Here is a 24,696-nt window from a genome sequence, read left to right as displayed (position 1 = left end):
CGTCCGGGAGAAGCCCGTGAACAGCACTACCGAGACCGTGGAGCTCATCAGTCCCAACAACGTGCTGGCCAACGCGATGCTGCGGGCGGTGGACATGGTCCGCCCCCGGATCCAGGCCACCAGCCCCGACCGGGTCGCGTTCTGCGTCGGCACCCAGATCAACGGCGCCCCGCACCTGGGCACCTCACTGGTGCAGACCGCGGCGTTCCTACTCGCCAAGCAGGCCAAGCGGACCTTCGGCGTCGACACCATCGTCCGGTTCGGGGCGCTCGACAACGCCCCGCACGACATCCGCCTGGACCCCGAAACCCACCACGCCTACCAGCAGACCTACTTCCACGCCCTCGGCACCGACGGCGTGGACGACCTGATCGGCAAGTACTACCGGGCGATGTTCGACTCACTCGCCGACGCCACCGGCGTCGACTACGAGATCGAGACCTACACCGCCCAGCAAGCCGACCCCGCCTTCCGACACGAGTTCCTCGCCACGCTGGGGCGGCTGGAGCAGATCCGCTGGCCGCTGGCGCCCTCACACGGCCAGGTCCACATCCGCCTGCCCTGCCCGGACTGCGGATGGGCCGAGAAACGCGCCGAACGCACCCGCCTGCTGCGCACCGGGTCCGGCGGCGCGGACTTCGCCGCGGTGTGCACCGACCACGGCGACTACAACGCTGCGATCACCGCCGACACCGGCGCCTACCTCGACCTGGCCACCCTCTACCGGAACCTGGTCAAGGAACGCCTGGCCGTCCGCGACCACATCACCCTGTCGGTGATGGTCAAGGGCGGCGACTGGGCCTACGGCTGCCAGCTCGTCGACGAGGCCTTCGCCCAGCTCCCGAGCCTGGCCCCGCCACCACGGGTGTTCACCCCGATGGTGCTCACCGACACCGGCGCCAAGCTGTCCAAGTCCCTCATCCGCGACGGCAAGGTGGCGGCCCCGCCCGGCGCCCGCCCGTGGATGCTCGACATCACCGCCTGGGACGGCGACGTCGACTCCTTCATCGACGCCATGGTCTGGCTGGTCAGCAAGATGCTCGCCGACCCCAAGCACTTCTACCGCTCCTACACCACCGCCGAACTCGACAGGATCATGACCGCACGCCCGACCACCACCACGGGCGTGCGCGCCCGCGAGATGAACCTCTACCGCCGCTACTTCGACCTGGTCGCCAACGGAACCAAGACCATCGAGGTCCGCGTCTGCTACCCCAACCTGCGCACCCTCAAAGCCGGCGACCACATCCGCTTCATCTGCGGCCGCGACGACGCCCTCACCCGCGTCAAACGCGTCGCCCGGTACGCCTCATTCGAGGAACTCCTCGACACCGAAGGCCCCGAACACGTCAACCCGACCAGCCCCCGCGACCAGCAACTCGCCAACATCCGCCGCATCTACGGCCCCGAGAAAGAAGCCCTCGGCGTGCTGGCCATCGAGATCGAACTCCTCAACGCACCAGCCTGACCCAACCCCACACCCAGCAGCCCCCACACGGCCCGCCCCCGACGCCGACGGGGCCTACCCGCTTCCCCCAAGATCATTTTTGGGGCTCTGGCTGTCCGCAGGTTCCCCCACCCTAGGGACCATCCCCGCGTGCGCGGGGAGCACCCGCTCGACGGTGGTGTACAGGGCGCGGAGGCGGGACCACCCCCGCGTGCGCGGGGAGCACCTGCGCTGCAGAAGACGGGCCACGCACGTTGTGGGACCATCCTCGCGTGCGCGGGGAGCACCTGCGCTGCAGAAGACGGGCCACGCACGTTGTGGGACCATCCTCGCGTGCGCGGGGAGCACGTGTATTCGCGAACGCACCACATGTAGTGCGGGGGACCATCCCCGGGTGCGCGGGGAGCACGCCAAGCTGTCCGGCCTGCCGAACGGCACCCTGGGACCATCCCCGCGTGCGCGGGGAGCACTACTACAACGAGCTGCTCGAACTCCGCGAGCGGGGACCATCCCCGCGTGCGCGGGGAGCACACTTGATGACCTGCGTGTTTGCCTGGCTTCAGGACCAGTTTCGAGCACTTTCGGCGAGCCCGGCAAATCGGACATGTACTCAGTCTCGCACGTGCTGGCGATCGACCAGTCGGCCACCGACCCGGATGCCGAAGCGGCGGCACTGCGCATGTGGTGTCACGAACACGGAGATGCGCGACATTAGGCACGAAGAAACGGCCCGCCCTCCCGAAGGAGGACGGGCTGTTCGGCCGGTCGAGCTTCCCCACTCGCCGACGTCTGCAGGCTACCTGTAGGTCGGGTTTCCGCTGGTCAGGGAGAACGAGGTCAGGAACCGGCCAATCGCAGCGACACCTGCCCTTGGGCCTGACCTGCCCCTGCCGGGCACAGCGGGAAGGGCTAGCGAGTGGTTCTGTGAGACCTGCGCCAGCTTCAAATACGCCGACCTCACTTGCCCCTTCCGACTACGAACGAGCCTGTCTGTGTCGGTCGGGTTTCCTCAGCTCGGCCGGCGACGACCGCTTCTGGCCGATAGGTGCCATGGCCCTTGCAGGCTTCATGGAGCATCCAAGATCTTTGTCGAGTCGCCGATCTTGACGGTGATGTCACATGCCCTGACCGGTCGAAGCAAGGAGGCTCGATGCCCCGAAGACTCGCAGCCGTGATCGCTGTCCTGCTGGCACCCTTGACATTGGGGGTGCCAGCGGCTTCCGCCTCTACGTCAAAGGCCAAGGAACCGGAATTCTGGTATACACGCCCTTTGGAGGTGGCCTCGACCCAGCCGACGCCACTAAAGTCGCCTCCCGAGCCACAAGCGCGTCCCAAAGCAGCGTCACTCCAGGAAGTGCAACGTAGCACTCGCGAACATTCCTATGAGGTCGACGCTGCCAACCCCAAGTCCGAACCGGGCGTGACCGCAGCCGCCGACCCGCTCGCGGACTGCGCAAAGCAGAAAGTGAGCAATCCCCAACACGGGCTCGTTCAAAGCCATTTCCTATTCTGCACCAAGGGGAACAGTGAGGTAATCCACCAGACAGGAAAGAAGATCACGGGAGGTATTCATTACCACATCACCGTCGTAGGGACAGGGCGCAACGGAAAGCGCGAGATCGATTTTCAGATGAAACTCGTCGACATCGTCCCATGGGGCGATGTCGAGAAACTGAACATTCATCTCCAGTTCTACATCTACTGCGGGCCGCTACGCAGCAACGATGCCGGATGCAAGGAGGGCTTCAGCCCTACCGCAATGAAGCGCGTTTCGACATGGCAGCACTCACCGTACGACAGTCTCATGAAGATGACCTCGCCCAGCAATGTCGGACAGGGCCCCGAGAAGGTTAACTTCACTCGCTGGCAACTGCTACTAAAAAGCCCAGAGATCGTAGTCATCAACCACGTTCCCCTCATCGACCAGTCGGCGCGTTTCGACTCGGCTTCCTATCTGCCGAAAAAGATCGGCGCCGTCTTCAACCAGGTGACTCCCCATCTACTGTTCAGGCGTGCTGCCCGTTATGGAGTTCCCGAAACCGCGAACCACCTCTGGCGCGCCTGCAATCAGCCCGCATCCACGATACCAACGATCAAAAACAAGAGAATTCCCGGCTGCAAGAACGAAGACCCCCTCCACCGCCTGTACCATCCACAGAAAAAGAAGGTCAAGGTCGGCAAGCAGACGCTCATTTATGATCGTTATGAGAGGAACCGAGCCATGTCCATCCGGACATGCAGAGCCAAATGGCCTGGCTATCCCGACCACGGCAACGACTGTGACGAGTTCCCCTTCGCTTCAACCTACGAAGGGGCGGACGCGCCCGGCTGGGATCGCAACGCCGTGCCAGGCCGGTACTCCGTTTATCCAGTCAAAGCAGCGGACAATCAGAAGGGCGGGAACATGATTTCCGTCTGGTATGGCCAAGACCGCATCCTGGACTGGAGCGGCAAGGACCCCGTCAGCGGCACCACATGGCGTGACCCCTTCGTCATCTGGGTCCGATAGGCATAGCCTGGACACCCCCCGCTGACGAGCCTTGGAGGTGCGGTGCCTTCTCCCATCCAGGAAAGCAGTGACCTGGTCCTAGTCGAAAGCCACCAGTTCGCCCTGCTGGGAATCGCAGAACTCCAAAGCTCGGACGGTTCGCCTCCTGAGCTCGGGGAGCGCCTGTCCTTCATGCCGCCCTACCTGTTCGTAGTCAGCCCCGGCGAAGACCACTACCCTCAGGTCACTCTTCAACAGTGGGACCAAGAGCCCGCCCCCGCCACCTCCTCGTGGACGCAGGTCGGCCGGCTACGCGCCCAAATCGAGGACGACGCGCTGGAGGCTTGGGCACCCACGCAAGGGCCATCTCAGGCAACCCTCGCAGTGAACCCAGGCTGGCACTGGATCCGCATCCTCTGCCGGGGCAGTGAAAAGCTTCAAGCACGGGTCCGCCCGTTCCCCAGGGGCGTAGAGCAATACCTGATCCAGGTTTGGGTGTAGTTCTCGCTCGGGGACTGGGGTGAGCTGGGGTTTCGAGCGGTAGCTCGTCGTGGGTGGGGTTGTCTTCTACCGTTCATGGTGGAGGCGACCACGATGGGCTCATTGTTTGAGGAGCTGGCGCGGCGGGAGGCGGCGGTCCGGCAGCGGATCGAGGAGATCGGTGAGCGGATCACCGAGTTGACCGGGCTGCTGGAGGTCGAGGAAGACAAGCTGTCGCGGCTGGTCATCACCCGGGAGACGGTGGAGGAGGTCGTGGGTGAGGCGGCCGGAACTGTGGAAGATCTGGCGGCCGAGCGCGGCGCGGTGGATCCGGGACGGGGGGCGGGGTCTTCGATCGGGGTGATGACGGTGCCGCCGTGGCGGCCGGGCATGACGGGGTCGGCGTTGCCCGAGGCGTATCGCGACGCGGTGGAGATCCTGGCTGACGCCGCTGAGCCGATGCGGGCCGGGCAGATCGCGGCGGTGATGGGTCTGCAGGACACCGCGGCCAAGCGGGAGGGGCTGCGGACCAAGCTCAAGCGGCTGGTTGAGCGCGGCTGGGCGGTCGAGGACGGGCCGGGGCTGTTCACGCTGACCGCCGCGGTGGCTGGCGAGCTGGCCGCCGGGCCAGGCGCGGGGCCGGATGAGCGGGAGGGCGGCATCGCCTCCTCACCGGCGAGGTGATTGCGGCCGGGCTCTTCCCCGGTGCAGGTTCGAAGGCGACCAAACCATGAACCGTCCGCGCCGGGAAGAAGAGCCCGCGATGGAAAGCTACGTCGCTGGGGCCGGTGTTGACGCCTTTGCGGCCGCCAGGAACACCTTCAACTATCTGCTTGGCCAGTTGGTCGACCCGTCGACCCTGGACTTGCCGCATGACCTGCTCGAAGAGCTGCTGGCCGAGCAGGGACGGGAACTGATGCGGCTGCTGTTGCAGGCGCATCTGGACCTTCGCGCCGAACGTGAACAGCGGGCAGCCGAGCGCCTTCGTGGCATCGGTGCCGCAGTGAGTGGACCCGACGGGGTCGCACGCCGTCGTCTGGAGGTCGGTCATCACCGGCTGCTGGCCACGGTGTTCGGCACGGTGACCGTGACCCGCTGCGCCTGGCGCGCCCGGGGGACCACCAACCGGTATCCGGCCGACGCGGCCTTGTCGCTGCCGGCCGGGCGGCACTCGCACGGGCTGGCCAGGTTGGCCGCCGTCGAGGCGGTGCGCGGTTCGTTCGATGACGCCCAGGACGCGATCACCGCCCGCTGCGGAAACGTGGTCGGCAAACGGCAGCTTCTTCAGCTGGTGCGGGCAGCGGCCGTCGACATCGACGCCTTCAACGCCTGCCTCATGCCGGTGCCGCGCACCGCCGAGGAGGTGCTGGTCATCAGCACCGACGGCAAGGGGATCGTGATGCGTCCCGAGGCGTTGCGCCCGGCCACGGCCAAGGCCGCCGCCCGCGCCGGGCACACCTTCCGCACCCGCCTGGCCGCCGGCGAGAAATCCGCGCGCAAACGCATGGCCACGCTCGGGGCGGTCTATGACACCGTCCCCGCACCCCGCCGCCCACATGATGTGATCGCTGTTCCCGGCGGGCGACGCGGCCACCGGCCACCCCGTCCCGGGCCGGTCGCCCGGCGCAAGTGGCTGTGTGGTTCGGTCATCGCCGAGCCCGATCAGGTGATCTCGCAGGTGTTCGACCACGCCGAGGCCCGTGACCCCACCCACGCCCGCACCTGGATCGTGTTGATCGACGGCGCCCAGCACCAACTCGACCTCATCCGGGCCGAAGCCGCTCGCCGCAAGGTGACCATCCACATCGTGATCGACTTCATCCATGTGCTGGAGAAGATCTGGGCCTGCGCCTGGGACCTGCACAAACCCGCAGACCCCGCCACCGAGGACTGGGTCGCCACCTGCGCCCTGGCGTTACTGGCCGGACACACCGGCCAGGTCGTCGCCGCCCTCGACGCCCAGGCCGCCGCTCTTGCGCCGCACCGCCGCCGACAGATCGACACGGCCATCCGCTACCTGACCGGGCATGCCGCGTTCCTGCGCTACGACCAGGCCTTGGCGGCCGGATGGCCGATCGCCACCGGCGTCATCGAGGGCGCCGTCCGCCACATCGTGGCCGACAGACTCGACATCGGCGGCGCCCGCTGGGGCCTGGCCGGAGCCGAAGCCGTCCTCAAGCTCCGTACCGTCGTCGCCAACGGCGATTTCCCCAGCTACTGGCGGTTCCATCTCCACCGAGAACACCACCGCGTTCACCACACCCACGACCAGGCCGAGTGCTACCTCACCGCCTGATCACCTCACTCCCCGAGGAGGAACCGCACCCTCCAGGTTTGGCCGGTCTGAGTCAACACCTGCGCACCGTCCCGCTCTGCCTGGAAGAGCGGGACGCTGCGCAGGTCGCCGAAACTTCCACTGAGCCAACTGCCGCGGACTACCGGTACCTCGGAGCCCCGCTGGTCAGGACCATAGAGGTCAAGATCCGGCCGATTCGGGGCCGGCGGTGCTCGATCCTGCGCGCGGCGGCGTAGTACCCGGCGATGGCCAGCCCGGTCGCGCAGTGGGCCGCCGCCGGTCTGGTCGACCGCGCCGAGACGGCGGCGGAGTCCGGCGTGGAGATCGAGGGCCGTTCGTTGCCTCCAGGTCGGCACGCCGGGGACGCCGAGGCCCCTGCTCGAGACGGCGATGTTCTGGGCCAACGCCATCCTCGCCAGACGGGAGTAGGCCCCATGCCCCTCAACGACTACGCCGTCAGCATCGTCCGGACGGCCGCCCCGGTCGGTGTCGGTACCGGCCTGGCCTGGCCTGGATCGCCATCCACTTCGGGATCGTCGTGGGCCAGGACTCCTCGTCCGCGCTGAAGCTCGGCGCTCCGCCTGGCCAACCAGTGCGTCCGCGCCGCGCCTCAGTCCGCTCGAAGTACTGCAGAGCGCGGGCTGCGGCTGGCGGACAACGCTGGCATCACCGAGTAGAGCTGGAGTGTGATGTCCCAAGATGCCAGGCACTGACGAGGAATCGACGCATGCACGAAGCTACGTTCCCGTACGTTCGTCCGGAGCGGTTGAGCCATGTCTACTGAGTCGGCGGTGGCAGCGGGTCCGGGAAGTCCACGGTCGCCCGGCGCCTCGCCGACCGGTACGGGATGCGGCTGTACGACACCGACGCGGCGATGCCCGAGCACGCTCGCCAGATGCCGAAGCACGTGGCTCCTTACCTGGCCGAGTTCGCTGCCATGGACATGGACGAGCGGTGGATGAGCCGGGATCCGCGTCAGATGCTCGACACCTTCCACTGGTTTCGCGGCGAGGGCTTCGCCCTGATCATCGAAGACCTGCTCGCTTTCGGCGCCGACCGGCCGGTGGTCGCCGAGGGGTTCCGGCTGCTGCCCGCTCTCGTCCGGCCGCTGCTGGCCCAGACGAGCCACGCCGTGTGGCTGCTGCCGACCCCCGGGTTCCGGCAGGCGGTCTTCGACCGGCGGGGCGGTACGGGATGGGGATTCATCGCCAAGACCAGCGACCCTGCGCAAGCGCTGAGCAATCTGCTGCGGCGCGACGCGATGTTCACCGACCGGCTCGTCGAGCAGACCCGGCGGCTCGGCCTTCACAGGCTCGCTGTGGACTCCACGGTCACCGAGGATGATCTCGAACGGCGGATGTCCGAGGTGTTCCGCCTTGCTGAATAAGTGGCCGCGACGTGACCGCTCCACGCGCAGGCCGCAGCGCTGACCGCTGTCGGATACCGCCTCGACGAAAGTGGCCACCCGCGGGACATCCCAACTGGCCACTAACATCCTCGCTCATTCGGACTGTCGGCCTGGGCGGCCCCGATCGGCATCGCTCGCTCCCGCAACAGCTCGAAGTACTCACAGAGCGCAGCGACGATGACCGGCGAACGCGCCAGTACCGCCCCGGTCGTCCCGACCCCGGCCAGCGGCCGCGCCTCTTCGCCTGATGCGGCGGCACTGGGAATGTTCTCCGCGACGACGGAATGTTCAGCGCAGCGGCTCTCGTAGATCGTGCGCCGCCGTACTCCGTTCCGCAGAGCCGGCGGCGGCGCGACGATCGCCGTGTGATCGATCAGCCGATCAGCCAGGTGGTTCTCCAACGTCAGCCAGTCATGTCGGGCCGCGTTCACCAGGACGCCGGACAGTCGCATGAACTCCGCCGGCTCAGTGACGACCTCGATCAGCCCGCACGCCGCCCCCTGCCCGTCGGCCGTCGGCCGTCGACGCCGGAGCGTCCTCTACCAGCCGCCGGTACCCCGTCAACAAGCGCTCGTGCTCCTCGGCCAGTCGCTGATTCATCTCGACCAACACCGCCTGAAGCGCCAGGTGCGGCGCTGCCGGAATCATTCGTGGCGCCTTCCCCGGCTCGGGCCGCTGCTAGGCCATCCCCCGGTCGAGGAGCGCCGAGACCACCTCCGCAGCCCCGATGATCCCGTCGGTCTCCTCGCTGAAGCATTCGCGCTTCTCCAGCAGCTGCGCCTCAGACTCACGTTCGTCCGCCACCTCGCTCCACTAGCAGTCAGAAGCAGAGACGCCGCGCGGCGAAACGTCCAGCCAAGGCCCTGGCCATTCGTTGCCAGTGACAGGAACCCGTCACTTCAAGCCCTGCTGGCAACAAGGCCCTTGAAACCCCAGCTCGTCAGCCAGCTCGTCCTGTGCGCCAGAGCGCAACGCGAGCCTCCCGTGCGGTGACTTCCCGTCTTGGCGACTTTGAACCTGGCCTCTGACCTGCCCGTTCGGCTTCCATTAAGCCCTGCGCAACAGCGACGACCAGGAGTCACGGTGATCAAGCAGCCGCAGAGCCCCACTCAGAGCCACCACTTCCCCGCCGCATCAACGCCCAGCACGCTCAACGCTCCCAGCCGCCACACGTCAGAAGCGCGTCTCACTCAGCCGTCACCTTCGGCCACTCCCCCCGACCCAGCCAAGCGGCGACTTCTCCACGACATCGCCCGGCCCCTCCACACCGGGATCGAAGGCGCGTTCGCCAACGACTGGCTCCGAGCAGCCTTCGTCGAAGCCCTCGTCTCCGACGAGCGCCTCCCCGACGTCGTCACCACCGAACACGACCTGACCCTCATGCTCCGAGGCCATCAGTGGGAAGTCGACGACGCCCTCGCCGATCGGCTCCACGTGTTCACCGCCCTCGAAGACTCGATCGAGCACCTCGAAGCCAAGGCCGACGACATCCGCGCGGGCCACACCGCCCCGACCACCGTCTGGATCACCACGCCCGGCGACCACACCGATGTGATGTACCAGACGATCGAATACTGGGCCGACCTCGACCTGATCGCCCTCCTACGAGGCCACTGGCCCCACGGACCCAACCGCCGCCCGCACCCCGCAGAATGGTCCGCCGCCGACGCTCAGCAATTCGCTGTGCGACCAGTCCAGGAGGCACTCACCGCCCTTCAGTTGCCGAGGTAGCCTCGTCCAAAACGACGCGGCCTGAAGAGGACGCCCCATCCCCATGGCAGACCGCTAGCGAGAGCTTGAACATCGACAATCACCGACAGGCTTTTATGTGAAGTCATGAAGCCGCACGTCAGGAAGTGTCGTCCCGGCGCACGAGGAGTCGAAGCCGGCAGGCGATCATCCACCTAGATGCGCCAGGGTCATCTCCGCAAGCGCGGGGCCGGCGTTGCCGCGACCGAGGGCCGGCTCGGCGTGGATGCGCCGAGGTCGGTAGATGCTGCGCGAGGCCCTGGTGCACCTGGATGATGACGTCGGTCAGCCAGGCGCGCCGAATCGCGCGCTGTGACGGCGGGCGGGTGCGCCAGGTGTGGTAGCCCGACACCGACACATCCAGCACGCCGCCCCCGCCACCTCGGTGGGGACGCCCTCGCCGGCCGTCACCGCGATGGCTTGGCACCTCCTTGTGGGGCACCCCTCGCGCACCAACGGGATCGCCCGCCGGGTCGCCACCAGCTCAGTCTCCACCTTGGCGATGCGGGCCCTGGCCGCGGCGAGCTCAGCTTTCTTCGCACCGGTCAGCCCCGGTTCCAAGCCCCGGTCGATCCTGTCTTGGCGCCGCCACAGACAGATTGTCTGCTCGCTGATCTCCAGGTCCCAGGCCACGTCAATGACCTTGCGGCCCGCCTCCAGCAGGTCCAGCACCTTGCGTCGGAACTCCGGCGGATACCCACGACATCCCCGGCCACTCCTTCGACTCAAGTGGCACAAGAAACCACTAATCCACCTCCACTACGGCCGGGGCACACCAGAGCCTCCACGAGGCTCGGGGCGCTTCACTCATCTTCGCCGACGAGCGCCTGCGGGACCATACAGAGGGGACGGTCACCCCATCATTGGAGTCAGCGCCGAGTAGCTCGGCGCGTCCTGCCAGCGCCGGGTGTCCCCACCTAGATCGGAGACCGTCGTGAAGAACAGCGTGTTGTGGCGAGTCGTCGACAACGACAGTGGCGCCGAGGCCGTCGTCAGTACGCCTGCCGAGGCGGTCGCGTTCATCAACAGCCGGTTCGACACCGATGAGAACGACGAGCCGTTCAGCTTCACCGAGGTCGGTCCTTTCGTCCCGAAGCCGCTCGGCGTCATCACCGCGTGGGCAGCTGAACAGGACGACGGGCGGACCGATGGGCGAACTGCACCGATCACGATCAAGCCGGTAGTGACTGACGGCGCCATCGACGAGTGCGACGACGTCGTGCTCTGGGGCGACGTGCAAGTCACGTGGGACCACGACGTGTACGCCGTCAATGGGTCGGACGGCTTCGAGTACGACGTCGCCGACAGCGCAGCCGAGCTCAACGAGATCCTCGACGAGTACGCCACCGACTACGAGTACGTCGAACCTGGAAAGTCCGACAGCCACGCGCGACCGAACCAGCGAATGTTGATCCAGTACGGCGCCCAGGAGTGCGCCAGCCGGTTCGGGCACCTTGACGACGACGCTCTGCTGTGGCTCGCCGCCACTCGGATCACGCTCGCCCTGTGGCGCAACACGCCTGTCGAGAACTGGCATGCCGGCAGGAGCCCGCTGCACGACGGCATGATGATGCGGATCAACGCGGCGACCACCCGGCTCGTGCGCTCGATGCTGTCGTTTGACCATGTCGACTGGGTCGCAGTCGGTCTCGCGATCGTCAACCCGTCTCGGGTTCTGCCGACTGGACAGTCCGTGCTCGAGCTCGGGTTGGCCTGCCACAACCCTGACGACCCGGCGCACGAGGATGATCCACGCGACGACCTTGCGGAGATGGCACAGGACGCGATCAGTTGGGGCCGTGCGTACCGCCTCCACGAGCAGGAGTTCGGCCTGCGGACCCTGATCGAATTCTTCTGCGCGTTCGACAACGGCTGGTTCGGCGCACCTAGTTGGGAACGCATCGTCGATCGGTTCGTTGCCGCAGCCGACGACCGGGAGCACGGACACTGGCGCGTGCACCGGGACACGCCTTGGTTCGACGAGTGGTTCACCAGCCGTCCGGCCGACATTGCGGACAACGCTGAACTGCGTCGGCTCCTGCTTGCCGGGCCGGACCTGCTGTCCGAAGCAGCTGCCGAATGGTGCGTGGAAGGTGCAATCGGCTACGTCTGTCGGGACGATCATGCGAACGGCTGCAAGCGGTGCGGTGTCCCGCCAGCGACAGAGTCGTCGAGTCAGACCGTGTTTGATGGGTGATGTCTCGTTGAGCCAGCCGGGGCGAGCTTTGAGGAACGGCTGGTACCGGGACGGGTTGTGGGAGATGTTCCAACGAGTGGTTCCACCCGCGCCGGCGGGGTCGCAGGGTTGGAAACGGCGGCGTGCCGATGACCGCAGCGTGCTGGCGGCGATTGTGTTCGTGGCCACCACCGGCTGCACTTGGCGGCAACTCCCGCCCACGTTCGACGCGTCCTGGCAAACGGTGCACCACCGTTTCGCCGACTGGAGCGCCGCCCGGGGTGTGGACCAAGATCCACCGGGCGATGCTGGACGAACTCGGCGCGGCCGGGGAACTGGACTGGTCGCGGTGAGCGAGCGGCTCCGTCAGCGTCCGCGCCACCAAGGGCGGGTGCTGACGGGCCCGAACCCTGTCGACCGCGAGAAGCCGGGGCGAAGATCCACTTGGTCACCGACCGTACCGGTCTGCCCATCTCTGTCAGGATCGGCTGCCAACACCCACGACAAACTCGGGCTGGAACCGCTGATGCGCGGTATCCCACCGGTCCGCTCCCGGCGTGGCCCACGCAGGCGCCGTCTAGACAAGCAGCACGGCGACAAGGGCTACGACTACGTCGACCGCGGGCGTGGCTGCGCAGTCGCAACATCGTCCCGCGGATCGCCCGCTGCGGCATCGAGGCTTCCAACCGGCTCGGCCGGCACCGGCGGGTGGCCGAGCGGACGGTGTCATGGATGAACGGCCTCTGTGGCCTGCACCGTCGCTACGAGCGCAAGGCCGACCATTTCCTGGCCTTCGTCGGCATCGTCGCCGCCCTCATCTGCTACCGCGACCTCACCAGATGAGACGACGTCTAATCCACCTCCACCACACCCAGTGCATACGAAAAGCCTCCACCGAATTCAGGACGGTTCAGTGAGCCTTTTTCATCCTCGGGTGGCTTCGTAGTTGTGTAGGACGGCGATGGCCTTGACCAGGTGGCCGGCCTTGCTGGGGCTGCAGCGGAGCTTGCGGAGCAGCTTCCATGACTTGGGCTGGGCGTTTGCGCGTTCGCCGGGTCCGCGGAGCTTGGCGTGTGAGCGGTTGGCCTGCTTCTGGGACTCGGGCTTGTTGCGCCCCTTGTAAGGGGTCAGGACCACCGACGCCTCGGCGCCTTGATACCCCTTGTCGGCCAGCGTGATGATCCCGGCCTCCGCCGGTTCCCGCAGGATGCCCCACACGCGGGCGGCGGTCAGGTCGTGCGTGCGGCCGGGCATCGCCCCCGACGTCCACACGATCGTCCCGTCCGGGCCGGCGATGACCTGAATGTTCATTCCGTGGCAGCGGTGCTTGGCCGAGTAGTACGGCCGGTCAGCCCGCACCCGGTCGCAGGCGATGAGCGTGCCGTCCAGTACCGGCAGATGCAGCCCATTCTGTTTGGCCTTGCGCAACGCCGCCGTCAGCTTCGGCGACCGCGCCGACAACAGCGCCACCGACTCCTGGACATACCGCCAGGCCGTGCTCGTCGACACCCCGAACCCGGCCCCGAGTTCGGCGTAGGTGTCGCCTTTGCGCAGGTGAACCAGCACCAGCAGGGCCTGCCGCCCGGGGTTGAGCCGCCGCCCGGACGACCCGATCGCCTTGCGGTGTCGCCAGAGCACTCCGGCCAGGTAGTTCAGCGTGGGACGCGACAAATCGACGGCAGCACGATAGAACAGCACGCAGGGCCCCTGGTTCGGACGTCGAGATTGTGGTGATCAACTCGTCTACCAGGGGCTTCTTCACGTCACCAGCCGAACGCTCCCACTGCAATCATGCTGTGATCCACGCCCGCCCAGACGGATGAAAAAGGGTCAGTGTCGGCCAAGTAGGTGATCAACCACGCAGAACCGCACAGCCGTTTTTACGGAGTTGCCCTTTCTTATGCTGGTCTAGAGAAGGAAGCGGTCCCGCGGCGCCGGTGGAACAGGGTTCGGGTCTGTCGAATAATCTGACTGACAACTCAGTAGTTGCTGGCCCTTTAGCCCCACACGGCAATTGGGTGCGTCATGAGCTCACAGCTGCGAGGACGCTACCCAGAGGCTGGCTGGGTAGCGTCCGAGCACTCAACGCCGCTGGAACTTTCCCAGCAGTGCGATCAGTGCCACCCGATGGCGAAGGTGAGATGCCGCAGCAGGGAATCGATGAGCAGCCATGTGACCAGGCATCCGCGCACTTTATAGTGCGGCACGTCTCTGGTCCAGCTGGGTGTGGGCCATCCACCCACGATCTTCCTCAGATCCATCTGCCCTCCGTCTTTGGGTCTGTGATGCGCGGCTCCTTATCTGTACAGGCGCCAAACGGGACGGACAAGTGAGCTGCCGATCCTGGTATGAGTCACTCAACCCAACGTCGTGGACCACGTTCCTAACAAGTTGATGACCGTCCTCGATGAATGCGACCCGCTGCGGCACGCTCACGGGTTACTTTGGTGGAAGGTCTCGGCGCTCTGCGGTTACGGAGATCATCCCTTGTTGGGAACTTGCCTGAAAACCTGCCCCGCACGAGCGGGGATTATCGCCTGACCGGAACTGGGGTCGTCTGTTGCTGGGCCGACCGGCCTCAGCGATCACCGGAAATCTGTCGGTGGTCGGTTGTAGAACGATGACAGTCGTTTTTGAGGGGGCCTCGTGGAATTGTCGGGCGCGGCACGTGCGGTGTGGGGGAAGACCGGTGAGGCCAGCCGGAACAAGTCGATCTCGGCCGAGGCGTGGCATCCCTTGATCGCGCACTTGGTCGACGCCGGCCATGTCGCTGGTTGGCTGTGGCGAGAGTTTCTGCCCCCGAGGCTGAAGTCCCAGTTGGCTGAGGGCATGGCTGGAGACGAGGTCGAGGCCGAACGGCTGATGAGTTGGCTCGCCGGCCTTCATGATCTCGGTAAGGCGTCGGACTTTCAGTCCAAGAGCGCCTGGCATGCGCGCCTGGGGCGCGGTGCGGGACTCCCCTTCAGTGAGCGCACCAAGACTCCGCACTCCTTGGTGTCGGCGTCAGCGCTTTGGGAGCTGCTGGAGGAATACGGTTGGGACGAACCGGAGGGGCCCGCCCTGGTCCTTGGTGGCCATCACGGGGCTTTCCCCAGCCCTTTGTGGCAGAGCACGGCGCGGCGGGCGTTGACGTATGAGCATCCGCGATGGGCCGAGGTTCGGCGAGAGCTGTTCGAGGCGGTCACCGATCACTTCGGGGCCGATCCTGCACAGTGGAGAGCGGTTCGGTTTTCGGTTCCAGTGCAGGTGTGTCTTGCCGGGGCGGTCATCCTCGCCGACTGGCTAGCCAGCAACGAGTCCCTGTATGACTATCGGGCCCCGTTCGGCGACGACTACCTTCAAGCGTCCGCGGCGGCCACCGAGCGAATCCGGGAACTGATCGGGTTGCGAGAGATGTGGCAGCCTGACCGTCGGCTGGCCTCGACCGCACCAGGGACGTTCTTCCCTGCACGCTGGCCGAAGATCGCTACACCTCGTGACGTGCAGGTGAAGGCCCTCCACCTGGCGCAGGAGGCCAGCGGCGCCGGGCTTGTGATCATCGAAGCGCCGATGGGCGACGGCAAGACCGAGGCGGCGTTGGCCGCGGCGGAAGTGCTCGGGGTGCACACCGGTGCGCAGGGCATCTTCGTGGGACTGCCGACACAGGCCACCAGCAACCAGATGTTCACGCGGGTGAGTGCGTGGCTGGGTGAGCAGGACGCCAAGACAACGGTGGCGCTCGCGCACGGCAAGGCACGGCGGCAGGAAGAGTACCGGCAGCTGTTCCTACCGCGGGGCGTGGGGATCGACGAGTGCGATGGCGGAATCACCGCCTCGCAGTGGTTGTCGGGAGGCAAAAAGAGGCTGCTGGCGCCGGTAGTCGTCGGCACCGTCGATCAGGTCCTGCTTGCCGGGGTCGCCGCGCGTCATGTCGCCCTGCGCATGCTCGGCTTGGTCGGCAAGGTGGTGGTCATCGACGAGGTCCATGCCTACGACGCCTATATGTCGACCATTTTGCGGCGGGTGTTGTCGTGGCTTGGTGCCCTTGAGGTCCCGGTGGCGTTGTTGTCTGCGACGTTGCCGAGGCGGGTGCGTCAGGACTTGCTGGACGCCTACTCCGGTCAGGCGCTAAAACACACCACTGAGGCACCGACCTATCCGCAGCTGAGTTGGGCAGCACGTGACGCGTCCCACGTTCAGGTCGTGTCCGCGCGAGCGACCACTGGCCCGCAGGTGCGGTTGGACTTGCTCGACGAGCCGGGAGCCTCCGCCGGCCAGGTCGTCAACACCGTGTCGGATCTGCTGGCCGACGGCGGTAGCGCGCTGGTCGTCCGCAATACCGTCCGACGGGCCCAGCAGACCTGGCGCGCTTTCGCTGAGAAGCTGGGCACTGATGCGGTGAGTCTGGCTCACTCCAGATTCACCGTCGCCGATCGTCGCGCTCGTGACGAGCTGCTGGTTGCCGATTTCGGGCCGGAGCGCAAGGACCGGCCGAGCCCGCATGTGGTGGTGGCGACCCAGGTAGCTGAGCAGTCACTGGATGTCGATTTCGACGTCGGTGTTAGCGACTTGGCGCCGGTCGACCTGCTTCTGCAGCGTCTGGGGCGCGTCCATCGTCATGCTCGCGACAACCGGCCCGAGGCAGTGAAGCGGCCGCGGCTACTGGTCGCAGGGCACGCCGCGGTACCGGACGGGCCGCCTAGGGTGCCGTATGGGAGCGCGCTGGTGTATGGAGAGCACCTGCTCTGGCGAACCGCGGCAGCTCTGTGGGGACGCGACCACATCGACCTGCCCCGCGATATCCCTGCCCTGATCGAGCAGGTGTACGGGACTGCGCGAATCGGTCCGGACTGCTGGCAGCGTGATTTGCGCCGGGCCGCTGAGGATCACCAGGACGTGCTGGAGGCAATGGCGTTGGCGGCACGTCAAATCATTCTGCCGCCACCTGATTGTGAGTCCTTGGCCGAGATCGGCGACATCGGTGAGGCGCGGGACGAGGACGATCCCGATGTCCACGCAACGGTAAGGCTGGGGCCTCGCACGGTTGAGGTCATCTTGCTGCGGGCGACAACCAGCGGCGATGCCGCAGAAAGCGGTCTTACTGTGTCGGCTGGCAGCCTCCTTGAGATCCCGCTCCGTCGCCAGCCATCGAGCCAGGCGATCGACACGATTCTCGACCAGGCCATCCGCCTTCCTCAGCAGCTCACCGATGCTGCCCTGGAGCAGAGTTTCCTGGTGCAGGCCTGGCGCCATGTTCCCTGGCTGTCACGGGCCCGCGTGCTGCTTCTTCCTCCGGCGGGTCCGCTGCGCATGGGCGATCGTCTGGTCAGTTACGACCCTGTCATCGGTTTGGAGGACGCTCGTGCTTGAGCGCGCATCCGGTCCGCCTCAGCAGCAGTCACCGCCCCTCACGTTCAACCTGGTGGACGAACCGTGGCTGCCGTGTCTGCTGCTGGATGGCACCGCTCGGGCTCTGTCTCTTCGCGACCTGCTTCATCAGGCGCATCAGGTTCAGGACCTGGTCCTGGACACCGCCACCCAGTACCCCCCGATCGTGCGGATGATGTTGGCGGTGATCCATCGCGCCGTCGGTCAGGGCGCCAATCCCGGGCCCCGCTCCCGTGATGAATGGGGCGCGCTGTGGGAGTTGGGAAAGTTGCCGGCTGACCGGATCGACCAGTACCTGGACCAGGTTCGGCATCGCTTCGACCTGTTTCACCCCCAAACGCCGTTCGGGCAGGTCGCCGGGCTGCGCAGCGCGAGCGGCGACACCAAGACGATCTCCCTGGTCATCCCCTACCTGGCGGCGGGCAACAACACGCCGTTGTTCTGCTCGGTCCGAGATGATCAGCCGCCCGCGCTGACGCCGGCGGAGGCCGCCCGCTGGTTGCTGCACGCTCACGCCTGGGACACCGCCGCAATCAAGACAGCCGCCGCCGGGGATCCTAAGGCCAAGGCCGGTAAGACGACGGGGAATCCCACCGGTCCTCTCGGCCAGATGGGGGTGCTGATTCCGACAGGGCAGACGCTGTGGCACACCCTGCTGTTCAACCTGATGATTTTGAAGAACGAGATCAGCGGTTCGGGAGACCAGCCGTCGTGGGAACGCCCCGCCGCTGATGCGACGTGGCGAGAACGCACCCCCGCCGGTCTGCTCGATCTGTATACCTGGCTCAGCCGCCGCGTCCGGCTGGTCGTCGCCCCTGCCGCCGACGGGCCCCGGATCCAGCGGATCATCGTTTGCGCGGGTGACCGCCTACGCAGCGAGGATCTGTTTCAGACAGAACCGCAGACCGCCTGGCGGCGCAGCAAGACTCAGCCGGCCAAGCTCGGGCGCGAGGTCTACATGCCGGTCACCCATCGTCCTGGTCGTCAGCTCTGGCGAGGACTCGGCACGATCCTGCCGCATCAGCAAGCCACCGAGCCTTCCGGCTCGGAGCGCAAACCGGCGAGCGTTCTGGTTCAGCTTCGAGGTCTAGCCGACGGCGAGTTCGCCGAACAATTGCGTGGGCATCCGCTGCTGCTGCGCGCCGTCGGTATGAGCTACGGGAACCAGAACGCAGTGATCGAGGAAACCTACCTTGATGACCTTCCGCTGCCGGTGGCTGTGCTGCGCGCGGACCAGAACTGGGAGAGCGTCGCCTTGGACGGCGTCCGCGATGCCGAAACCGCCGCCCGTCACCTGGGGCACTTGGCGACCAACCTGGCGAAGGCCGCGGGTTGTCGAGACGATCGGGTGCTGGGATCCCGCCGAGACAACGCTCAAATGATCCTCTACGCCACGCTCGACCAGCTGTTCCGACGATGGCTGGCCGGCCTGGGTGCCCATGCCCCTCAGCGGACGGCACGGGTGTCGCAGCAGCAAGCACGCGACGAGTGGCGTTCCGACGTCCGTGCACGGACCTTCCAGATCGCCGACAACCTACTGCTTGGCGTGCCGCCTACCGCGATCCGAGGCCGCCGTGTCCGCATCAACCGGGACCGCAGCGAGTGGATCTCCGCCGCCCTCGCCGAGTTCTGGTTCCGCAAGGCCCTCAACAACGATCTACCCCGGCCCGACCAGGAGATTTAGCCGTGACCACCACACCCAACAGGTCCCGCCCTGCGGGCGACCGCCCTCAGTGGCAGCGTGAGTTGGCCAAGGTCTTGGAAGGTTTCGTCATCCATCGCAACGGCGAGCCGGACTTCGATCGGGCGGGGCTTGCGGCGTGCCGACGCGGCTTGGCCAAACGACCGATGGAAGAGCCGGCGATGTTTCAGTACATCGCACCGGTCAGCCTGGCGGTCCCGGCATCTTGGGGGGAGCAGGCTCAGGCGCGCGTGGAAGCCGCCACCCACTACGTCTTGGCTCTGTATGCCTTCCATCAGCAGTCGCAGGACCGGCCGATGCATCAGTTCTCCGACCCGCAGAGCCCCCTCGGCTGGCCCGGGCCCAGCGTGGGTAAGGCCACGGGCCGTCTCCACAGCGCGTTGAAGGACGGCACCGCCGAGGGGGTGGATCGGCGTTTCCTGGCCGCGATGACCGCCGACAGCACGGAGGAGGTGATCGGCCACCTGCGCGTGTTGGTCCCCCAGTTGCGCCGGCATGCCATCGCCTTGGACTACATCATGCTGGCCGGCGACCTGGAGCAATGGCCCGACTCCGAGCGTCGGGCGCGAGTGCGCCGGCGCTGGGGTTTGGACTACCGCTGGGTCCCCTCCGGCGCAGACGACTCCGGCCCGGACGATGCGAGCCAAGCCGACCACCCTGACACCCCATCCAACTAGCGAGGAGCATCACGATGACATTCCTGGACGTCCACGTGCTGCAATCCGTCCCCCCGTCCAACCTGAACCGCGACGAATCCGGAAGCCCCAAGTCCGCGATCTACGGAGGTGTGCTGCGCGCCCGCGTATCCTCCCAGTCATGGAAACGCGCTGTCCGCGACGTATTCCTGGCCGATCCCGACCTGGCGAAGGACGGTGGGCTGCGCACCCGACAGCTCCCCCGCGTCATCGGCGACGCCGTCACCGCCCGCCGCCCGGCCTTGGGCGCAGCATCCGACCTCATCGGCACCGCCGCCACCCTGGCGCTGTTCAAGAAAGTCAAGCTCGCCAAGAACAAGCCGATCACCGAGTACATGCTGTTCCTCGGCCACGACCAGGTCGAACGGGTCGCCGACACCCTGGTGGCCGCCAACCTCGAACAGGTCGCTGACGAACCGGACCTGCTGCGCGAACGCATCACCGGGCTCGCTCTGCACGAACTCGGCATCAAGGGGCACGCCGGGGCCGTCGCCCTGTTCGGGCGCATGATCGCCGACGCCCCCGAGCTGAACGTCGACGCCGCCTGCCAGGTCGCGCACGCCCTGTCGACCCATAAGGTCGTCGCCGACCAGTTCGACTACTTCACCGCTGTCGATGATGAATCACGCCGCCAGGACGAGACCGGCGCGGGAATGATCGGCACCATCGAGTTCAACTCCGCGACCTTGTACCGATTCGCCACGGTCTCGATCCGCGATCTCCTGGCCAACCTGGACGGCGAAATCGACCGGACCCTCGACTTGACGTTGGCGTTCGCTCGTACCTTCGCCACCGCCATGCCCACCGGCAAGCAGAACACCTTCGCCGCTCACACCCGGCCCGACCTGATCCTGCTCAGCGTCCGCGCCGACCAGCCGGTCAACCTCGTCGGCGCGTTCGAAGAACCGATCAAGGCGCCTGAGGGCGGCATCGTCCCCGCCTCCGTCGCGCAACTGTTCACCTATCACGGTCAGCAGGACGAGATGTACGGCACCGGGCCTGTCAGCAGCGCTCTGGTCTACCCTGCCTGGCTCGGGAACCGGGTCCGCGACGAAAAGCAGATCGACCTTCCCGCCGCTCAACCGCTCGCCTCAGCATTGGACGCCGTTCGCCAAGTGCTGGCCGAGCAGATCACGACATGAGCGTTCTGCTGCTGCGCCTCGCCGGCCCCCTCCAGTGTTGGGGCATCGCCAGCCGCCACAACACGCGAAGTACCCGCACTGCACCCACCAAGTCCGGCGTGATCGGGCTGCTCGCCTCGGCACTGGGCCGCCCACGCGGAGCCGACCTGACCGACCTGACCATGCTCGACTTCGGTGTCCGCGTCGACCAACCTGGAGCGCTGCTGGTCGACTACCACGTCGTCACCGCGGCGTCCCGAAGCGCTGACCCGGCCTTGCGGCGGCTGCCGACCGCGTCCGGAGCCACCCTGCAACCCAAGGACTCGACCAAGGTCACGCGCCGCCATTACCTGACCGACGCTGTGTTCGTCGCCGCACTCCAGGGACGCGACATCGCTCACCTCGCCGAAGCGCTCCGCCATCCGCGACATCCGCTGTATCTCGGACGCCGCTCATGCCCGCCGTCGCGGCCGGTGCTGATGGACCTTACCCCCCACCCGTCGGTTGAGGTGGCGTTGCAGCAGGCAGCCTGGCAGGCAGGCCCCGCGGAAAGGCACCGCCACCGCGGTCACGAGCACGTGCTTTGCGAAGTCGTCCTTGATGATCACGAAGGGGACGACGTGCTGACCGACCTGCCATTCCCTTCGCTGCCTTCCCTACGACGTTTCGGCCCACGCACCGTCACCCACAAGCGAGTCGCTGTTCCAGTCCGCCCCGACCGCGACATCGCCCCTCCTCACGACCCCATGGACCTGCTCGGATAGGTGCCCATGTACCTGACACGTGCCTTCCTCAATCCGCGCCGAGCCGGTGCGATCCATCTGCTGGGCAGCCCCCAGCGGATGCATGCGGCAGTGATGGCAGGATTTCCCCCCATCCTGTCTCCCGACGACCGTGTCTTGTGGCGCGCAGACACCGAGTCCACCCACCGACTCTCCCTGTACATCGTCTCGGCACATCGGCCCGACCTTACCCATCTGGTCGAGCAGGCCGGATGGCCTCGCTCGGACGTCCCGTCGTGGGCCACGAAGTCCTACGAGCCGCTCCTGCAGCAGCTCAAGACGGGCCAGCGGTACGCGTTTCGCCTGACCGCCAATCCCACTTACGTCATCGCCCGCCGTGGGCAGCGTGGCATCCGGCGGCCGCACGTCACGGTGGAACAGCAGACTGGTTGGCTGCTCGAGCAGTCGTCCAGGGCCGGCTTTGTCATCCTTCCGTCCCCGACAGCGCATCCCTTGCCGTCCGAACAGGCCTATAACCTCCGCGTCGTCGACCGTCATCGCATCAAGTTCACCCGAGGTCAGGGGACCAAACAGGTCACCCTTCACCGTGTGACGTTTCAAGGTCTGCTGGAGATCACTGACGAAACCGTCCTGCGCGCCACTCTCGTCCGCGGCATCGGCCGTGCCCGCGCCTACGGCTGCGGACTGCTCACCGTTGCTCGTCCAGGTCCGGCGGAATGACCGCTCGACAGTCCCGGACCATGCGCTGGGAGTGAGGTGCCCCGGATCTTCCGGACACGTCCATAGCTAGGATTGTGGACGAACCGGAAGGAAGGTCATTGGCAAGGCGTAAAGGGCGGTACTTCTCCCAGGTCTTCAAGGGCGAGGCCGTCCGCATGGTCTTGGATGGTCCGCGCCCCATCGCCCACGTGGCGCGTGAGGCGCCCTGAAGGTTCCGGACAGCTGGTTTGGAGGGTTAACTCACGCTGCGAGCTGGCTGTTCAGGTACTCGGCATGGACCCGGTACTCGGGAGAGAATGATCTCTTCGAACGAACCAAACCTTTATCGCCTTTCCGGACACCCCCAGTCTAATGGGGAGGTTGTCCGGAACCTTTCGGGGCGGGTCAGTCATAGCCTGGCATCACGAACGAAGGTGGTCCCTCTGGGGTTCGTCCAACAACAGAATCATGATGTGCGGAAACACCACCGACATGCGTGAACTCCCCCGTGTGATCCGCGGCTGGGCCGAAGGAGCACCTCTTGAACAGATCGGACAAGCCGCGTCCTTCGATCTGCTGACCGGACGTTTCGAGGTGCCCGACAACAACCCCACCGACGTCACCGCCTCGGAATGGCAGTGGATGCGCAAGGAGGCCGCCACCGTCGGCTGGCCGCAGTACCAGGCGCTCATCGAGACCGCTCACGCCGAACCGAAACTCCGCAAGCTCTATCCCTACACCAGCCACTGGGCCCTCGGCTTCGCCGCCGCCCCCGACGTCCTCTACAACACCCTGACCTTCGTCTCGATCGAATCACCCCGGGGCACCGGCGACTACACCATCAGGCAATGGTCGAACGGCCCCCCTCTACACCACGTCACCACACTCGCCGAAGCGGTCGCCATCGCCGTCTGAGCTGCCCCCGACCTTCCGGACTGTGGACCTCAGAGTTAGGGTCTGTCCGGAAGGTAGGGGTGGGTGTGGCGGGTAGAGGTATGTTCTCGCCCGAGTTCCGTGAGGAAGCGGCTCGGGAGGTGGTGGAGAACTCGAAGTCGATCGTGTCGGTGGCGAAGAGTCTCGGGGTCAGTGCCACCACGTTGTCGAATTGGGTGAAGGCTTATCGGGCGAAGGGTGCCGATGGTGAGCCGTCACTGGAGTTGGCGGATCGGGCGCGGCTCCGTGAGGCCGAGCGGGAACTCCGAGAACTGCGGCAGAAGGTCGCGTTCTTGGAAGAAGTCGCGACATACTTTGCGTCGGAGCAGCGGTGACCGACAAATACGAGTTCATCGCGGCTGAGTATGTCGAGGGCAAGACCGCGAATGCGGTCGGAGCTCCGTCGCTGGGCCAGATGTTCGGGTGGCTGGGCGTCTCCAAGTCCGGCTATTACGAGTGGCGGAATCGTCCGCTCAGCGCCACGGCGGAACGCCAGGAACGGCTGAGGGCGCAGATCAAGACGATTTTCGAGGACAGTGACGAGACCTATGGATATCGGCGCGTGCACGCCGAGTTGCTGTGCCAGGGCGAGGAGGCCGGCGACGAGCTGATCCGCCGCCTGATGCGTGGCTTGGGCCTGGTGCCCTGCCAGGTCAGCAAGCCCAAGTCCCTGACCGTGCAGGCCAAGGACCTCGCGAAGATCCCTGATCTGGTCCGGCGAGACTTCACCGCCGACATCCCGTACATGAAGCCGATCGCCGACATCACCGAGATCAAAACATGGGAAGGCAAGGTTATCTGGCGACCGTCATCGACTGCTTCAACAAGGAAGTCATCGGTTACGCGATGGCGGATCATTTCCGAACCGAGCTCATCGCAGACGCCATGAGCATGGCCGCAGCCAACCACCCTCTCGCCTCCAGGTGCATTGCGCATTCCGACCGTGGTAGCAATTACACCAGCCACGCCTACGCCGAACTCCTGGCAGCTCTCGACCTGCGGCAATCTCTCGGCCGGACCGGAACCTGCTTCGACAACAGCTCCGCGGAATCGTTTTTCGCCACCCTCAAGAAAGAACGCGTCTACCGGACCGTCTACCCCACAAGAGAACGGGCGATGCGCGACATTGCGCGCTATATAGAATTGTTCGACAATCGTACCCGTCTCCACACGGCGAACGGGTACCGGCCCCCTCAAGAGGTCCGTAACGAGTACCTGAGATCGCATGAAGCTGCGTAAGTAACCGCACAGGTTTTACAGTCCGGAAACGCCGGGGCCCTCCAAATCGCAGTCACCAACTGCGCTCGGGGCACTAGAGCCCCGAGCAGCGCCGCGTCTATTGGAAGCTTCAAAGGCGCACCGGACTTTTAGCGACAACGCAAGATGCCCAAC

At 66.1% G+C, this 24,696-nt stretch carries 20 protein-coding genes, 2 pseudogenes and 1 CRISPR repeat array; of the genes and pseudogenes, 18 read left to right on the top strand and 4 right to left on the bottom strand.

The window, feature by feature from the left end; genetic code table 11:
• Window positions 1-16: 16 nt before the first annotated feature.
• From ACFPCY_RS06130 to ACFPCY_RS06110, 5 genes and pseudogenes are all read left to right on the top strand, one after another.
• The gene (locus ACFPCY_RS06130) at window positions 17-1,468 is read left to right on the top strand and encodes an ASCH domain-containing protein (protein WP_378252628.1); all 1,452 of its coding nucleotides are present in this window, start codon (window positions 17-19) and stop codon (window positions 1,466-1,468) included.
• Window positions 1,469-1,583: 115 nt separating this feature from the next.
• Window positions 1,584-1,978: a CRISPR direct-repeat array (repeat unit 29 nt; unit sequence GGGACCATCCCCGCGTGCGCGGGGAGCAC).
• Window positions 1,979-2,618: 640 nt separating this feature from the next.
• Complete coding sequence (locus ACFPCY_RS06125; RefSeq protein WP_378252627.1) at window positions 2,619-3,956, top strand: NucA/NucB deoxyribonuclease domain-containing protein; 1,338 nt, start codon at window positions 2,619-2,621, stop codon at window positions 3,954-3,956.
• A gap of 555 nt (window positions 3,957-4,511) precedes the next feature.
• Complete coding sequence (locus ACFPCY_RS06120; RefSeq protein WP_378252626.1) at window positions 4,512-5,099, top strand: hypothetical protein; 588 nt, start codon at window positions 4,512-4,514, stop codon at window positions 5,097-5,099.
• Window positions 5,100-5,178: 79 nt separating this feature from the next.
• On the top strand, window positions 5,179-6,711 hold the full coding sequence (locus ACFPCY_RS06115; protein ID WP_378253756.1) for an ISKra4 family transposase: 1,533 nt from the start codon (window positions 5,179-5,181) through the stop codon (window positions 6,709-6,711).
• Window positions 6,712-7,522: 811 nt separating this feature from the next.
• Window positions 7,523-8,098 (top strand): annotated as a pseudogene (locus ACFPCY_RS06110) (hypothetical protein); the annotation flags it as partial.
• Between the two features lie 101 nt (window positions 8,099-8,199).
• On the opposite strand, the gene ACFPCY_RS06105 reads toward ACFPCY_RS06110, so the two are convergent.
• On the bottom strand, window positions 8,200-8,571 hold the full coding sequence (locus ACFPCY_RS06105) for a hypothetical protein (RefSeq protein WP_378252625.1): 372 nt from the start codon (window positions 8,569-8,571) through the stop codon (window positions 8,200-8,202).
• Between the two features lie 226 nt (window positions 8,572-8,797).
• Entirely contained in the window at window positions 8,798-8,923 is a 126-nt protein-coding gene (locus tag ACFPCY_RS06100) for a hypothetical protein (RefSeq protein ID WP_378252624.1), read from the bottom strand.
• Between the two features lie 279 nt (window positions 8,924-9,202).
• On the opposite strand from ACFPCY_RS06100, the gene ACFPCY_RS06095 reads away from it, so the two are divergent.
• Entirely contained in the window at window positions 9,203-9,850 is a 648-nt protein-coding gene (locus tag ACFPCY_RS06095) for a hypothetical protein (protein ID WP_378252623.1), read from the top strand.
• Between the two features lie 303 nt (window positions 9,851-10,153).
• On the opposite strand, the gene ACFPCY_RS06090 is transcribed toward ACFPCY_RS06095, so the two are convergent.
• A complete protein-coding gene (locus tag ACFPCY_RS06090) occupies window positions 10,154-10,597 on the bottom strand; it encodes a transposase (protein ID WP_378252622.1) in 444 nt (147 codons plus the stop codon).
• A 205-nt stretch (window positions 10,598-10,802) separates the two neighbouring features.
• Between ACFPCY_RS06090 and ACFPCY_RS06085 the strand changes: the two genes are divergently transcribed.
• Window positions 10,803-12,065 carry a hypothetical protein gene (locus tag ACFPCY_RS06085; RefSeq protein ID WP_378252621.1) on the top strand — a complete coding sequence of 421 codons (1,263 nt, stop codon included), beginning with the start codon at window positions 10,803-10,805 and terminating at the stop codon, window positions 12,063-12,065.
• Between the two features lie 39 nt (window positions 12,066-12,104).
• Window positions 12,105-12,887: pseudogene (locus tag ACFPCY_RS06080) on the top strand (IS5 family transposase).
• Between the two features lie 81 nt (window positions 12,888-12,968).
• Here ACFPCY_RS06080 and ACFPCY_RS06075 read toward each other — a convergent pair.
• Window positions 12,969-13,742, bottom strand: a complete 774-nt coding sequence (locus ACFPCY_RS06075; RefSeq protein ID WP_378252620.1) for a transposase family protein — start codon at window positions 13,740-13,742, stop codon at window positions 12,969-12,971.
• Window positions 13,743-14,690: 948 nt separating this feature from the next.
• On the opposite strand from ACFPCY_RS06075, the gene cas3 reads away from it, so the two are divergent.
• From cas3 to ACFPCY_RS06025, 10 genes are all read left to right on the top strand, one after another.
• Complete coding sequence (cas3, locus tag ACFPCY_RS06070; protein ID WP_378252619.1) at window positions 14,691-17,393, top strand: CRISPR-associated helicase Cas3'; 2,703 nt, start codon at window positions 14,691-14,693, stop codon at window positions 17,391-17,393.
• The gene (gene casA, locus ACFPCY_RS06065) at window positions 17,386-19,095 is read left to right on the top strand and encodes a type I-E CRISPR-associated protein Cse1/CasA (RefSeq protein WP_378252618.1); all 1,710 of its coding nucleotides are present in this window, start codon (window positions 17,386-17,388) and stop codon (window positions 19,093-19,095) included. The genes cas3 and casA overlap by 8 nt, the downstream gene beginning before the upstream one ends.
• A gap of 2 nt (window positions 19,096-19,097) precedes the next feature.
• A complete protein-coding gene (casB, locus tag ACFPCY_RS06060) occupies window positions 19,098-19,790 on the top strand; it encodes a type I-E CRISPR-associated protein Cse2/CasB (RefSeq protein WP_378252617.1) in 693 nt (230 codons plus the stop codon).
• A 14-nt stretch (window positions 19,791-19,804) separates the two neighbouring features.
• Window positions 19,805-20,950, top strand: coding sequence for a type I-E CRISPR-associated protein Cas7/Cse4/CasC (gene cas7e, locus ACFPCY_RS06055; RefSeq protein ID WP_378252616.1), 1,146 nt, complete (start codon window positions 19,805-19,807; stop codon window positions 20,948-20,950).
• On the top strand, window positions 20,947-21,693 hold the full coding sequence (cas5e, locus tag ACFPCY_RS06050) for a type I-E CRISPR-associated protein Cas5/CasD (RefSeq protein WP_378252615.1): 747 nt from the start codon (window positions 20,947-20,949) through the stop codon (window positions 21,691-21,693). Before cas7e ends, cas5e begins: the two co-directional genes overlap by 4 nt.
• 6 nt (window positions 21,694-21,699) lie before the next feature.
• The gene (gene cas6e, locus ACFPCY_RS06045; RefSeq protein WP_378252614.1) at window positions 21,700-22,392 is read left to right on the top strand and encodes a type I-E CRISPR-associated protein Cas6/Cse3/CasE; all 693 of its coding nucleotides are present in this window, start codon (window positions 21,700-21,702) and stop codon (window positions 22,390-22,392) included.
• Window positions 22,393-22,863: 471 nt separating this feature from the next.
• Entirely contained in the window at window positions 22,864-23,286 is a 423-nt protein-coding gene (locus ACFPCY_RS06040; RefSeq protein WP_378252613.1) for a DUF6193 family natural product biosynthesis protein, read from the top strand.
• An 80-nt stretch (window positions 23,287-23,366) separates the two neighbouring features.
• Window positions 23,367-23,639 carry a transposase gene (locus ACFPCY_RS06035; RefSeq protein ID WP_378252612.1) on the top strand — a complete coding sequence of 91 codons (273 nt, stop codon included), beginning with the start codon at window positions 23,367-23,369 and terminating at the stop codon, window positions 23,637-23,639.
• The gene (locus ACFPCY_RS06030; RefSeq protein WP_378252611.1) at window positions 23,636-24,193 is read left to right on the top strand and encodes an IS3 family transposase; all 558 of its coding nucleotides are present in this window, start codon (window positions 23,636-23,638) and stop codon (window positions 24,191-24,193) included. The genes ACFPCY_RS06035 and ACFPCY_RS06030 overlap by 4 nt, the downstream gene beginning before the upstream one ends.
• On the top strand, window positions 24,085-24,543 hold the full coding sequence (locus ACFPCY_RS06025) for a DDE-type integrase/transposase/recombinase (protein WP_378252610.1): 459 nt from the start codon (window positions 24,085-24,087) through the stop codon (window positions 24,541-24,543). The genes ACFPCY_RS06030 and ACFPCY_RS06025 overlap by 109 nt, the downstream gene beginning before the upstream one ends.
• The last annotated feature ends 153 nt before the right edge of the window (window positions 24,544-24,696 follow it).

The sequence above is a fragment of the Actinomadura gamaensis genome (assembly GCF_042652125.1).
GTDB classification, from domain to species: domain Bacteria; phylum Actinomycetota; class Actinomycetes; order Streptosporangiales; family Streptosporangiaceae; genus Spirillospora; species Spirillospora gamaensis.
The sequence above is the reverse complement of the archived record's forward strand: the minus strand, read 5'-3'. Positions and strand labels throughout refer to the sequence as shown.